Origin of the sequence: Streptomyces sp. NPDC014656 (assembly GCF_043084305.1) — a bacterium.
Lineage (GTDB): Bacteria > Actinomycetota > Actinomycetes > Streptomycetales > Streptomycetaceae > Streptomyces.
Genome location: NZ_JBIBZN010000003.1, coordinates 267,598 through 279,970, shown reverse-complemented (window position 1 = coordinate 279,970; position 12,373 = coordinate 267,598). Strand labels below are relative to the sequence as shown.

Below are 12,373 nucleotides of genomic sequence, written 5' to 3'. Positions count from 1 at the left end.
CTCCGACGGCCGCACCCGGCCCGCTCGCCCCTCCAACGGGGCGTGCGGGCCGCCGCATGTCCGCGAACGGCTGACAGGGCCCACGGCCGCACGGGGAGGACGACGGCACTCGCGCACTCGCAGGGCTCCCGGCGGGGACGGGGCCGGCCGCAGAGGCCGGACCGCGCGGAAGGTGGTCCGAGGGAGACCGGACAGCGGCTCTCCGGTGTCTGCGAGGCCGTCGGAGTCCGTTCGGGCGGCGGCCCGGCCAGGGGAGCGCGGCACGGTCTGCTTCAAAGCCTGCCGGGCAACCGCTGCGCGCCGCTGGGCAGCAGCGTCCGGGCGACGCCCGGAGGAACGGAGGGCGCCCGCCCCGCACCCGTACCGCTCGGCACGCGGTACGCGGCGGGCGCCGGCTCGCTCAGGACGCCGGGGCGACGGCCTCGGGGCCGCCGCCGGGGCTGGGTTCCGTATCGCCGTCGGGGTCGTGGTGCGGTGGTTCGGACAGCTGCTCGCGCATGTACCCCCACACCACCGCGATGAGGGCTGCGACGGGCACGGCGAGGAGGCTGCCGACGATGCCGGCCAGGCTGCCGCCGAGGGTGACGGCCAGCAGGACGACGGCGGCGTGCAGACCGAGTCCGCGGCTCTGGATGATGGGCTGGAAGACGTTGCCCTCCAGCTGCTGCACCACCACGATGACAGCGAGCACGAGCAGGGCGTCGGTCAGGCCGTTGGAGACCAGGGCGATGAGCACGGCGACGAACCCGGCGAACAGTGCGCCGACGATCGGCACGAAGGCGCTGACGAAGGTGAGTACGGCGAGCGGCAGGACGAGGGGGACGCCCAGGACCCACAAACCGATGCCGATGAGGACGGCGTCGAGGAGGCCGACCGCCGCCTGGGAACGGACGAAGGCGCCGAGGGTGTCCCAGCCGCGTTCGGCGATCGTGGTGGCGTCGGTGGCGAGGCGGCCGGGGAGCTGACGGGCGAGCCAGGGCAGGAAGCGCGGCCCGTCCTTGAGGAAGAAGAACATCAGGAAGAGCGCGAGCACGGCCGTGACGACGCCGTTGACGACCGTGCCGACGCCGGTGGCGAGCGTCGTCAGCATGGAGCCGACGCTGTTCTGGAGGCGGTCGGTGGCGGTGTCCAGGGCGCTGGTGATCTGGTCGTCGCCGATGTTCAGCGGCGGACCCGCGGTCCATTCGCGCAGGCGCTGGATGCCCTCGACGACCCCGTCGGTCAACTCGCCTGACTGCGAAACGACCGGTACGGCGATGAGCGTGATGGCGCCGGCGGTGACGGCGAGGAAGAGGACGGTGACCACTGCGGCGGCGAGCGCCGGCGGCCAGCCGCGGCGGCGCAGGAAGCGGGCGGAGGGCCAGGTCAGCGTAGTGATCAGCAGACCGACGACGAGCGGCCACACGATCGGCCACATCCGGCCGAGCAGCCAGATCATCACCGCGGTGCCCAAGAGGACCAGCAGCAGCTCCGCCGATATGCGGGCCGAGGCGCGCAGCGCGACACGGGTTCTCGCAGGACTGAGAGAGGCAGACATGCCGATCACCCTAGAGCCGCCCGGGCGGCCCCCTGCGCCCGCGCCCCGATCCTTCACACCGGGACGACGGGCGCCGGGGGATTCGGCGCGGCCCCGGCCCCTCACGAGGACGTGACGGGTCGCGCTGAGGAGCCGAGGGGCGGGCCCGGCCGGTGTGCGCCACCGACATCGCCGCATGGTCCCGAGAGCACGTCCAGCGCCTGGCCGACACCGCCACCCACTACGGCCCGGAACTCGGCGGCCCGCCCGACGACTCCTCCCACGGCCTGTTCTCGACGCTCAGGGAGAAGGCGTCGGAGTCGGCGGGCGACCGACCCGAGCCCGGGCTGCTGCTCCTTCGTGACCTGCGCGAAGCGCGTCCGGCCGCTGAGCACAACTCCTTGCACCGGGAAATGCTCGCCCAAGTCGCACAGGCCCTGAAGGACCCCCGGCTCCTCGCGCCCACCTCCTCCTGCCACCCCCAGACCCTGCGTCAGACGCGCTGGACCAACACCATGATCAAAAAGCCGTCGCCCAGGTACTCACAAGCCTCCGAGGCCACGGAGAGGAGGATCCCGTAGGCGCCGGGACATCTTCGCGCAGCCGAAAGGCACCGGAAGCACGGCGGTCGACCCCGCTGTGCGGCGAGGACGCGGACAAGGGGGGGAGACCCCCAGCGGTGCCCGGCCCGCGGCCGGGGCGGGCGTCCCGGGCCCGCCTCGGAAGCTCGCGCCGCCGGGAAGGCCGCGGTGCCGGTCGAGGCGAGCGCCCCGCGCGATCACCGCGGCTCCGACGCCCGGACGCTCGATGTAGTCGCGGCCCGTTCCCGCAGAGGGCGAGCGAGAGGCGTCTGCCGGGCAAAAGCCCAGTTCAGACGCCTCTTCGCGGGCCCCTAGAAGAACCCGAGCTTCTTCGGCGAGTAGCTCTGGAGGATGTTCTTCGTCTGCTGGTAGTGGTCCAGCATCATCTTGTGGGTCTCGCGGCCGACGCCCGACTGCTTGTAGCCGCCGAAGGCGGCGTGGGCCGGGTAGGCGTGGTAGCAGTTGGTCCAGACGCGGCCCGCCTGGATGGCGCGGCCGGCGCGGTAGGCGGTGTTCGTGTCGCGGGTCCAGACGCCGGCGCCCAGGCCGTACAGGGTGTCGTTCGCCGTCCGGACCGCGTCGTCGAAGTCCGTGAAGGAGGTCACCGCCACGACCGGGCCGAAGATCTCCTCCTGGAAGATCCGCATGCGGTTGTCGCCCTCGAAGACGGTCGGCTGGATGTAGTAGCCGCCCTCCAGGTCGCCGCCGTGGCCCACCTGCTGACCGCCCGTCAGGATCTTCGCGCCCTCCTGCTGGCCGATCTCCAGGTAGGAGAGGATCTTCTTCAGCTGCTCCGCCGACGCCTGGGCGCCGATCATGGTCGTCGGGTCCAGCGGGTGGCCCGCGACGATCGCCTCGGTGCGGGCGACCGCCGCCTCCATGAACTCGCCGTAGCAGCCGCGCTGGACGAGTGCCCGCGAGGGACAGGTGCAGACCTCGCCCTGGTTGAGGGCGAACATCGTGAAGCCCTCCAGCGCCTTGTCGCGGAAGTCGTCGTCCGCCGCCCACACGTCGTCGAAGAAGATGTTCGGCGACTTCCCGCCCAGCTCCAGCGTCACGGGCTTCAGGTTGGCGGCGGCGTACTCCATGATCAGGCGGCCGGTCGACGTCTCGCCGGTGAAGGCGATCTTCGCCACCCGCGGCGAGGAGGCGAGCGGCTTGCCGGCCTCCTCGCCGAAGCCGTTGACGACGTTCAGCACGCCCGGCGGCAGCAGGTCGGCGACCAGGCTCAGCCAGTAGTGCACCGACGCGGGGGTCTGCTCGGCCGGCTTCAGCACGACCGCGTTCCCCGCCGCCAGCGCCGGGGCGAGCTTCCACACCGCCATCAGGATGGGGAAGTTCCACGGGATGATCTGCGCCACGACCCCCAGCGGCTCGTGGAAGTGGTACGCCACCGTGTCCTCGTCGATCTGGCTGAGCGCCCCCTCCTGCGCCCGCAGCGCCCCCGCGAAGTAGCGGAAGTGGTCGATGGCGAGGGGGATGTCGGCGGCGAGGGTCTCCCGGACCGGCTTGCCGTTGTCCCAGGTCTCCGCGACCGCGAGCGCCTCCAGGTTCGCCTCCATCCGGTCGGCGATCCGCAGCAGCACCCCCGACCGCTCGGCCGGCGCCGTGCGCCCCCAGGCCGGGGCGGCCGCGTGCGCCGCGTCCAGGGCGCGCTCGACGTCCTCGGCCGTGCCCCGGGCGATCTCGGTGAACGGCTTGCCGTCGACCGGGCTCGGATTCTCGAAGTACCGGCCGCCGGCCGGGGCGACGTACTCGCCGCCGATCCAGTGGTCGTAGCGCGGCGCGAACGCCATGAGCGCGCCTTCGGTACCCGGTGCGGCGTAACGGGTCATGGGCGGACCTCCCTGCGGGTCGGACGGGATCCGGACCCCGCGGGCCATTGGAAGGCGGGCACGCGCGGCGGGCCGGACGGTGCGCGCCGTCGTCACGACCGGCGCTCTCTCACCGCCGAGTGTGCGGAAACGGACGTTGCAACCCCGTTGCGCCGTCGGACAGTTCCGCCTCCAGGCGGTCGAGCCTGGCCCGTACGGGCGCCAGCTGCGCCGCCGGCACCGCCGCGCACAGCGCCCGCCACACCTCCACGTCCTCCTCGCCCCACGCGCTGTGCGCCCAGTCCGCGAGCAGCAGCGGATCCGCCCGCGCCACCAGCGCCGCCCGCACCCGGTCCGCCAGCCGCTCCCGCAGGCGTACGACCCCGGGCGCGGCCGATCCCGGCAGCAGCGGGCCCGCGTAGTCCCCGGCGGCCGCCGCCACCGCCCCCGAGGCCAGGCGCCGGTCCACCGCCGCGAAGTCCGCGTCCACCGGACCGGCGAACCGGTACGGACGGGAGCGCAGCAACCCCGGACCGAGCAGCGCCCGCAGCCGGGACAGCTCCGCGCGCAGCGTCACCGGCGTGACCGACCCGTCCTCGTACAGCAGGGTCAGCAGCTCCTCGCCCGACACCCCCTCCGGACGGTGCGCGAGCACCACGACGATCTCGCTGTGCCGCCGGCTCAGCCGCAGCCGCCGTCCGTCCAGCGCGAGCAGCGCCTCGTCCCGGCCCAGCGCGGTCAGCCGCGGCCGGCCCGGCGCCGGTTCCGGGGCGAGCAGCGCCAGCTGGGCCTCGGCCGCCCGCGCCACCGCCCGCACCAGACCGAGGCTGTGCGGATGGGCGAGCCCCGCACCGCCCGTCAGGTCGACCGCGCCCAACAGCCGCCCGCTGCGCGGATCGTGCAGCGGCGCCGCCGCGCACGTCCAGTCCCGCACCGGCGGACGGAAGTGCTCGGCCGCCACCACCTGCACCGGCCGGCCGACGGCGAGCGCCGTCCCCGGTGCGTTCGTCCCCGCGGCCGCCTCCGCCCAGCCGGCCCCGGCCACGAAGTTCATCCGCCGTGCCTGCCGCAGCGTCGCCGGATCCCCCTCCACCCACAGCAGCCGGCCGCCCGCGTCGCACACCGCGAGCAGATGCCCGCCGTCCCGGGCGTCGGCGCCGAGCAGCTCCCGGATCACCGGCATCGCCGCCACCAGCGGATGCCCCTCCCGGTACGCCGCCAGCTCCTCCTCGTCCAGCTCCATCGGCGCCGCCCCGTCCCGGCTGACCCGCGCCCGCTCGGACCGCCGCCACGACTCCGCCACCAGCGCCCGCACCGCGGGCCGCGCTCCCGGCCGTGACACGGGCCACGGCTCGCGCCGCCCGCCCCTCCGCGTCGTCGCCTCGCTCAACTCGGCCTCCCCATCGAGGTCGTACGGCTCCCAGGCGCACATCGTCGTGTCCCGGCCCGCCGCCGACAAGGACCGCGACCGGGCCGCATATGCCTCCTGTCCGGGAGCGGCCGGCCCGAGGGCGGTCACGTCCACGCGGGCGCAGCGGAACCACCGGGCGAAGGGCGCGATCCCTTCCTGGCACACTTGTGCGGGGGTGGTGGTGATCATGACCGAGCGGGCGACAGCCGGTGACACGGGCCGGGAGCCGGACGAGCACGCGCGGTTCGCCCGCTACCGCCGGGCGTTCGACGCGGTCACGGCGGAGGACGCGCCCGCCCTCGTCACCCGCGTCCTCGCCGACCCCGACCCGGTCCCTGGCCCGGCGAACAGCGCCGTCCGCGCCTACCTCGACCGGCGCGCCGCCGAACTGCTCACGACCCCCGGCTACCCCTCCTGGTGCGCGGAGCTGACCGGCCCCGTGGAAGCGGACGCCTTCTCCGCCCGGCGGCTGCGCGAGTGGACCCTGCTGCGGGCCATGACGCTGGGCGAGCCGTGGGAGGCCGAGGCCCTGCTCGCCGCCACGAACTGGCTCCAGCTCCGCACGGCGGAGACGTGCCCGTCCGCCGGGGCCCTGAGGACTCTGGCGGCCGGCGGCCGCACCCGGCGCATCCGCGTGGCCGCGCGAGCCCGCCTGTCGGCCGAACGCCTTGACCTCGACCGAACCTGAGTTTCTACGGTGACCGCGTACCGCTGACCCGACGAACGGAAGGAGCGGCACGTGGACGCGCACGGAGACGTGAACGTGGAGGGGCGCGTGAACGCGGACGGTGAGGGAGACGTGAACAGGGGTGCGGACGGGGACGGGACGCTCAAGGACTACCCGGAGCGGGAACTCGCCGCGCAGCCCATCGGCGCCTGGAGCGGCATGGCCTTCCGCCTGGTCGTCGGAGCCCTCCGCGAACAGCTGGCGGTGGAAGGCCTCACGCAGCCGCACTGGTGGACCCTCAACCACGTCGCCGGGGCCCCGGGCCGGTGGAACCGAGCGGAACTGGCCGGGCGACTGGCGCGGTGGGACGACGCCGGAACCGACTTCCACGGCGTCTTCGACGACCTCGCCGCCCGCGGCTGGCTGACGGAGGAGGAGGGCACGGGGCGCATGACGCTGACCGCGGCGGGGGAGGAGGGCCGGGCCCGCGCCGGGGAACGCAACCTGCGCGTCCACCGGCGGGTGCACGAGGGCGTCGACGCGGCGGACTTCGCGACCACGATCAACGTCCTGCGCCGCATGGTCGCCAACATGGGGGGCGACGGAAACCTGCCCGAATGACGGGCCGCCGTTCCGGCGCCGGTTTCGGCCGGGAGACGGGGAGCGCCCCGGCCGACACCCTGGAAGCGCGCCTGGCGAGACCCCGGGGGAGGGCGGCGTTCCTTGATCGGATTGGATGTCGTCGACAGCCCGCTCGACGCCGATGCCGAAACCGATGCCGAAACCGGTGCCCGAACCGGTGCCGAAATCGATGTCGACGCCGATGCGGGGACACGTAGCGGTCGGAGGGGTGCTGAACTCGGTGAACAGGCTGGACAAGGTGCTGACGGACAACCACTATCCCGGACGGGGCGTGCTGTGGTGCCGTACCGGCGACGGCGACCTCCTCGGCGCGTACTTCCTCACGGGGCGCAGCCGCGCCTCCCAGGCCCGTACGCTGCACCGCACTCCGGAGGGCACGCTGATCGTCGCCCCCTCCGAGGCGAGCGCGCACGATCACCTGCGCCACTACGTCGCCGCCCGCCAGAGCGGCCACCGGCTGGTCTTCGGCAACGGCGAGCAGGTCGCCGCGGTCGCCGACCGGCTGGACTCCGGGGAGCACCCGGCCCTGGCCCTGGACGGACTGGACTACGAACCGGACCCGCCGATCTTCACCCCCCGCCTGACCGTCGTCGCCGACGGCAGGGGCAGTGGGCCGGCCTGGTTCGGCGCGGCACGGCACAGCGCGGGGGCACGCGCGGACACCAACCGGCTGACCCTGCGGGTCGACGGCCTGGGGCCCGGCGAGGGAGTGCTCATGACGACCTACCGCTCGGACGGACAGGAGATCGCCACCGGCGACCCCTTCGCCGAGGTCCGCGTCGACGCCGGGAACCGCGCCGACCTCCTCACCGAGCTGTGGTCCGTCCTGCCGGCCGGGCTCCGGATCGCCGCCGCGGTCTTCTCGCCCGGCGGCCTCGCCGAGGCCGACATCCGGCAGGCGGCTCCGGCCGAAAGCTGACAGCCGACAGCCGACAGCCGACAGCCGACAGCCGACAGCCGACAGCCGACATCCGGCAGCCGGCACGGGCCGGGGAGGGGGGCCGGTACCGCTCCGGGGAAGGGCGAGGGCTTCCTGCCTCCACCCGCCTGCCTCGAAGGGACGGCCGGCGGGAAACGTCCCCGGCGTCCCGCCCGTGCCCACCCGTCGCCCCGGAGCAGCCCCTCCCTCCCGGGGCGGAGCCTCCCTCCGGGGCGCAGCCTCACCGCTCGCCCCGCCCCGGCGTGCGCGCGGTGTAACCCCTCGCGGGTGAAGCGTGTGATCGACCGGAAACCCGGCCTTCCTACCGTCTCTGACGTGGGAGATTTCCCACGTGGGAGCGTGGGAGCGTGGGTGGAGGGGTGCCAGTGGTGTCGCCGGAGACGGGGGACGGGTCGGTGCGTACGGCCTGTTCGTACTGTGGGGTCGGTTGCGGCATCGTCCTCGACGTCGTGAGGGACCCGGCGACCGGGCGCCGTACGGCCGTCAGGGCGACCGGGGACAAGGCCCACCCCGCGAACGGCGGGCGGCTCTGCACGAAGGGGGCCACGAGCGCGGACATGATGGCCGCCCCGGGGCGGGCGTCGACGGCGCTCGTGCGGGCCGGGCGCGGGGCGGAACCCGTGGCCGCGGACGTCGACGCCGCCGTCGCCGAGGTGGCGCGGCGGCTCCGCGCCATCCTGGACGAGCACGGGCCCGACGCCCTGTCGTTCTACGTCTCCGGGCAGATGTCCCTGGAAGCGCAGTACCTGGCGAACAAGCTGGCCAAGGGGTTCGTGCGGACGAACCAGATCGAGTCCAACTCCCGCCTGTGCATGGCCTCCGCCGGCACCGGCTACAAACTGTCGCTCGGCGCGGACGGGCCGCCCGGCTCGTACGAGGACTTCGACCACGCCGACGTCTTCCTCGTGATCGGCTCCAACATGGCGGACTGCCACCCGATCCTCTTCCTGCGGATGGCGGAGCGGATCAAGGCGGCCGGGGCGAAGCTGATCGTGGTCGACCCCCGGCGCAACGCCACCGCCGACAAGGCCGACCTCTTCCTCCAGATCAAGCCGGGCACGGACCTCGCCCTGCTCAACGGCCTGCTGCACCTCCTCGTCGAGAACGGCCACATCGACGAGGAGTTCCTCGCCGAGCACACCGAGGGCTGGGACGCCATGCCCGCCTTCCTCGCCGCCTACCCGCCCGCGGAGGTAGCCGCGATCACCGGCCTCCCGGAGGCCGGCATCCGGGAGGCCGCCCGCTGGATCGGCGAGGCCGGCGCGTGGATGAGCTGCTGGACGATGGGCCTCAACCAGTCCACCCACGGCACCTGGAACACCAACGCCCTCGTCAACCTGCACCTCGCCACCGGCGCCATCTGCCGCCCCGGCGCCGGCCCCTTCTCGCTCACCGGCCAGCCCAACGCCATGGGCGGCCGGGAGATGGGCTACATGGGGCCCGGCCTCCCCGGGCAGCGATCCGTCCTGGTGGACGCCGACCGCGCCTTCACCGAGGAGCTGTGGGGCGTCCCGGAGGGCTCGCTGCGCACGGACACCGGGCGCGGCACGGTCGAGATGTTCGAAAGGATGGCGGCCGGCGACATCAAGGCGTGCTGGATCATCTGCACCAACCCCGTCGCCTCCGTCGCCAACCGCAAGACCGTCATAGCCGCCCTCGAAGCGGCCGAACTCGTCGTCACCCAGGACGTGTTCGCGGAGACCGAGACCAACGCCTACGCCGACGTCGTCCTGCCCGCCACCCTGTGGGCGGAGTCCGACGGCGTCATGGTCAACTCCGAACGCGACCTCACCCTCGTCAAGGGCGTCGTCGACCCGCCCGGCCAGGCCCTGCCCGACTGGCAGCTCATCGCACGGGTCGCCCGCGCCATGGGGTTCGAGGAGGCGTTCACGTACGCCTCCGCCGAGGAGGTCTTCGACGAGCTCAAGCGGGCGTGGAACCCGCAGACCGGCTGGGACCTGCGCGGCATCTCGTACGAGCGGCTGCGCGCCACCCCCGTGCAGTGGCCCGCCCCCACGGCCGACGGCCCCGACCGCAACCCGGTCCGCTACCTCAACGACGGCACCAGCCAGACCCTCCTGGAGCGCGCGGACGGCAGCCGCCCCCGCCTCGCCTTCCCGACGCCGAGCGGACGGGCCCGCCTCTTCGCCCGGCCGCACCTCCCTGCCGCCGAACTCCCCGACGACGACTACCCGTTCGTCCTCAACACCGGGCGCCTCCAGCACCAGTGGCACACCCTGACCAAGACCGGCAAGGTCGCCAGACTGACGAAGCTGAACCCCGGCCCGTTCGTCGAGGTCCACCCGCAGGACGCGGCCCCCCTCGGCGTCGGCGAGGGCGACCACGTGGAGATCGCGTCGCGTCGGGGCCGCGCCGTCCTGCCCGCCGTGGTGACCGACCGGGTCCTGCCGGGCACCTGCTTCGCCCCCTTCCACTGGAACGACCTCTTCGGCGAGTACCTGAGCGTCAACGCCGTCACCAACGACGCCGTCGACCCGCTCTCCTTCCAGCCCGAGTTCAAGGCGTGCGCGGTGACCCTCGCGAAGACCGTCGCCCCCGTGCCCGCCGGCCGGCCCGCCGAGGAACCCGCCGCGGAGGGACGGGCGGCGCCGAGCGAGGGCATGACGACGGGGGACCCGACCGCGACGGCCGCGCCCGGGGCGTCGTCGTCGCCGGCGGCGGCGCTCGCGGGCCTGTTCGGCGTCACGGACCTCGTCCCGCCCGCGTTCTCCGAACCGGAGCGCCGCTACCTCGCCGGCTTCCTCTCCGGGCTCTCCGCCGCCACCGCCACTGCCGGCGCGCCCTCGTCAGCTCCCGCCGCCTCCGCCCCCATCGCCGGCGGCGGGGTCCCGGTCCTGCCGCCCTCGGCCCCCTTCGCCCCCGACCACGGCCTCTGGGTCGACGGGGTCCTGGCCGGCATGTTCTCCCGCACGGTCGCGCCCGGAACCCCCGCGTCCCTCCCCTCCGCACCCGGGGCCGCGCCGCTCGCCTCCACCCCGCCCGCCCGGGCCACGCCCGCGGACCGCCCCGAGCGGCCGGAGCCTCCCACCCGCCGGCTCCTCGTCCTCTGGGCCTCCCAGACGGGCACCGCCGAGGAGTTCGCCGCGACCGCCGCCGCCCGGCTGTCCGAGGCCGGACGACGGCCGGCGCTGCTCCCCATGGAGGGCGCCGACCTCGCGGGGATCGGCGCGGACACGGACCTGCTGGTGGTGACCAGTACGTTCGGCGACGGCGACGCCCCCGACAACGGGGCGGCCTTCTGGGAGGCGCTGAGCGCGCCCGACGCCCCGCGCCTGGAGGGCCTGCGCTACTCGGTCCTCGCCTTCGGGGACTCCAGCTGCGACGACTTCTGCGGCCACGGGCGCCGGGTGGACGAGCGCCTGGCCGAACTCGGCGCCGGCCGCCTGCTCCCGCGTACCGACTGCGAACCCGACCACGACGAGGCCTCCGCCGCCTGGCTCGCCGCCCTCGTGCCCCTGCTGACCGCGCCCGCCCCGGAGCCCCGCGCGCCCCGTCCCCCGCGCGGCACGGCCGGGTCCCCGGCGGGGCCGGCGGAGCGGAAGTCCTTCTCGAAGGCGTCGCCGTTCCCCACGCTCCTCGTCGGCAACAGGCTGCTGAGTCTGCCCGGTTCCCAGAAGGAGGTGCGACAGTTCGCCTTCGACACGCGGGGCGGCGAACTCGCCTACGAGGCGGGCGACGCCCTCGGGGTGTGGCCGGCCCACAGCACCGAGCTGGTGGCCGAGTGGCTCGCCCTCACCGGACTCGACCCCTCCGAACCCGTCGCCGCGGGCGACAGCGCCACGGGCCCCCTGCCCCTGGCCGAAGCGCTGCGGACCCGCCTCGACATCACGCGCATCACGCCGGACCTGCTCAGGTTCGTCGCCGAGCGCACCGGCAGCCAGGACCTCAAGCGGCTGCTCCGCCCGGGCCACAAGGACGAACTCGCCAAGTGGAGCTGGGGCCTCCAGGCGGCGGACCTCCTGGCCTCCTACCCGGTCCGCGCCTCCGCCGCCGACTGGACGTCGGTCCTCAAACGCCTCCAGCCGCGGCTCTACTCGATCTCCTCCAGCCCCCTCGCCCACCCGAGCGAGGTCCGCCTCACCGTCTCCGTCGTCCGCTACGCCAACGACCGGGGCCGGGACCGCACCGGCGTCTGTTCCGCCTACCTCGCCGACCACGCCGACGACGGCCCCGTCCAGGTCTTCGTCCAGCGCTCCCCGCACTTCCGCCCGCCCGCCGACCCCGCCGCCCCCCTGGTCATGGTCGGTCCGGGGACGGGCGTGGCGCCCTTCGCCGGTTTCCTGGAGGACCGCCTGGTCCGCGGGCACACGGGCCGCAACTGGCTCTTCTTCGGCGAGCAGCGCGAGGCCACCGACTTCTACTACCGCGACGAACTCGCGGCCCACCTGGCGACCGGGCACCTCGACCGCCTGGACACCGCCTTCTCCCGTGACCAGCGCGCCAAGGTCTACGTCCAGGACCGCATGCGCGAGCACGGCGCGGCCCTCTGGTCCTGGCTCCAGGACGGCGCCCACCTCGCCGTCTGCGGCGACGCCGCCCGCATGGCGAAGGACGTCGACCGGGCCCTCCGTGAACTCGTCGCCCGGCACGGCCGGATGAGCGAGGACGAAGCGGCCGTGTACGTGAAGCAGATGGCGGCGGAGAAGCGGTACGTCCGCGACGTCTACTGAACGCGAGGGGCGGGCCCGGTGACCTGGACGCTGTGGCACTCGCGTCGAAGCCACCGGGGGCGGGGTGCGAGAACACGAGCCTTTCGCGTGTCGCGTGTCAGTGGCTGCGGC

Annotated in this window: 8 protein-coding genes; 5 read left to right on the top strand and 3 right to left on the bottom strand. The window is 74.3% G+C overall.

Annotation, left to right across the window (positions count from 1 at the left end):
- Positions 1 to 400 precede the first annotated feature (400 nt).
- Positions 401 to 1,537: an AI-2E family transporter gene (locus tag ACF1ED_RS08700; RefSeq protein ID WP_391757995.1), complete on the bottom strand. Its 1,137-nt coding sequence runs from the start codon at positions 1,535 to 1,537 to the stop codon at positions 401 to 403.
- Positions 1,538 to 1,689: 152 nt separating this feature from the next.
- Between ACF1ED_RS08700 and ACF1ED_RS08695 the strand changes: the two genes are divergently transcribed.
- On the top strand, positions 1,690 to 2,097 hold the full coding sequence (locus tag ACF1ED_RS08695; RefSeq protein ID WP_391757993.1) for a hypothetical protein: 408 nt from the start codon (positions 1,690 to 1,692) through the stop codon (positions 2,095 to 2,097).
- Positions 2,098 to 2,408: 311 nt separating this feature from the next.
- On the opposite strand, the gene ACF1ED_RS08690 is transcribed toward ACF1ED_RS08695, so the two are convergent.
- Positions 2,409 to 3,932: an aldehyde dehydrogenase family protein gene (locus ACF1ED_RS08690; protein ID WP_391757991.1), complete on the bottom strand. Its 1,524-nt coding sequence runs from the start codon at positions 3,930 to 3,932 to the stop codon at positions 2,409 to 2,411.
- A 109-nt stretch (positions 3,933 to 4,041) separates the two neighbouring features.
- A complete protein-coding gene (locus tag ACF1ED_RS08685; RefSeq protein WP_391758731.1) occupies positions 4,042 to 5,343 on the bottom strand; it encodes a GAF domain-containing protein in 1,302 nt (433 codons plus the stop codon).
- A gap of 166 nt (positions 5,344 to 5,509) precedes the next feature.
- Here ACF1ED_RS08685 and ACF1ED_RS08680 point away from each other — a divergent pair, with 166 nt between their 5' ends.
- The 4 genes from ACF1ED_RS08680 (at position 5,510) to ACF1ED_RS08665 (ending at position 12,262) form a co-directional block, all read left to right on the top strand.
- Complete coding sequence (locus ACF1ED_RS08680) at positions 5,510 to 6,010, top strand: hypothetical protein (RefSeq protein WP_391757989.1); 501 nt, start codon at positions 5,510 to 5,512, stop codon at positions 6,008 to 6,010.
- A 111-nt stretch (positions 6,011 to 6,121) separates the two neighbouring features.
- Positions 6,122 to 6,610 carry a MarR family winged helix-turn-helix transcriptional regulator gene (locus tag ACF1ED_RS08675; protein WP_391758729.1) on the top strand — a complete coding sequence of 163 codons (489 nt, stop codon included), beginning with the start codon at positions 6,122 to 6,124 and terminating at the stop codon, positions 6,608 to 6,610.
- Between the two features lie 241 nt (positions 6,611 to 6,851).
- The gene (locus ACF1ED_RS08670) at positions 6,852 to 7,550 is read left to right on the top strand and encodes an IMP cyclohydrolase (protein ID WP_391757987.1); all 699 of its coding nucleotides are present in this window, start codon (positions 6,852 to 6,854) and stop codon (positions 7,548 to 7,550) included.
- A gap of 389 nt (positions 7,551 to 7,939) precedes the next feature.
- Positions 7,940 to 12,262, top strand: a complete 4,323-nt coding sequence (locus ACF1ED_RS08665) for a molybdopterin-dependent oxidoreductase (RefSeq protein WP_391757985.1) — start codon at positions 7,940 to 7,942, stop codon at positions 12,260 to 12,262.
- Positions 12,263 to 12,373: the final 111 nt, after the last annotated feature.